Here is an 843-nt window from a genome sequence, read left to right on the forward strand (position 1 = left end):
TCTTGAAGGTAGATGCAGGAGTCACGCGCGTCGTGCAGTCGCCTTCCTCGATAACGATGGCCCTGGTATGCGCATCAGCGACCAAGGTGCAAACCACCTCTGCAGTCGCAGTTCGGCCGAGTGTTGCGATAAGAATGAGAACAAGGATTGGAAGAATTGGCTTCACGTTCAAGTCCCAGTGTTTCGATCAGTCGGCGCAACTGAAGGGCAGGAATGACCCCGCCATTCCTTCTGCCACTGCCATGAGCGACAGCATGTCAGCGATTTCCCGCTCGTGCGGGCTACGTGGACAGACGTGACCGCGATCAAGGCATCCAGACGCAAGGAACGCATCGTGATCGGTCACAAATCCCTCTGAAACGCCCTCGGGAACGCCATCACCGGCAAGGTGGTGCCATGCGGCGGTGTAAAGCTCGCACTTGCGCTCGGTCCAGCTGTCACTTTCTGGACTCTGCGCCAAAACAGGCTGAGTTGAAAGAGTTGCGAGGAGAATAAGAGCATTGGCTGCTCTCATCTTGAAATAACAAAGCATTGTGATCCCGTGATGTGATGGCCGCTTCATACCGAAGGGTGTAGGAAGTCGAAAGTCACAAATTCGCAGGTGGCGAATGGCTGCTAGTTCGGGCTGTTCGAATGATATCGCACGTCGTCTTGGGATCGCTTGCTGGCCTCCGCTTAGAACATAAGACGCGACGTAGAGACGGATCGGCAGATGCAGCGACCGGCAGCTTCGTCCCGCATAGCTGCCGCAAATACCTTGGTTGAGCATCAACGCGAAGAGTCCAGAGCGGAGGGTCGGTGGTGGAGTGCGCTACATCTCCAGTGTTTGGATCATTTCCACCC

The 843-nt window shown here is 55.6% G+C and carries 1 protein-coding gene; it reads right to left on the reverse strand.

All coding sequences use genetic code 11. The features are described from left to right. Window positions 1-187 precede the first annotated feature (187 nt). On the reverse strand, window positions 188-532 hold the full coding sequence (locus PUT78_RS21780; RefSeq protein ID WP_274350455.1) for a hypothetical protein: 345 nt from the start codon (window positions 530-532) through the stop codon (window positions 188-190). Between the last annotated feature and the right edge of the window lie 311 nt (window positions 533-843).

Origin of the sequence: Roseinatronobacter alkalisoli, from assembly GCF_028745735.1 — a bacterium.
GTDB classification, from domain to species: Bacteria; Pseudomonadota; Alphaproteobacteria; order Rhodobacterales; family Rhodobacteraceae; genus Roseinatronobacter; species Roseinatronobacter alkalisoli.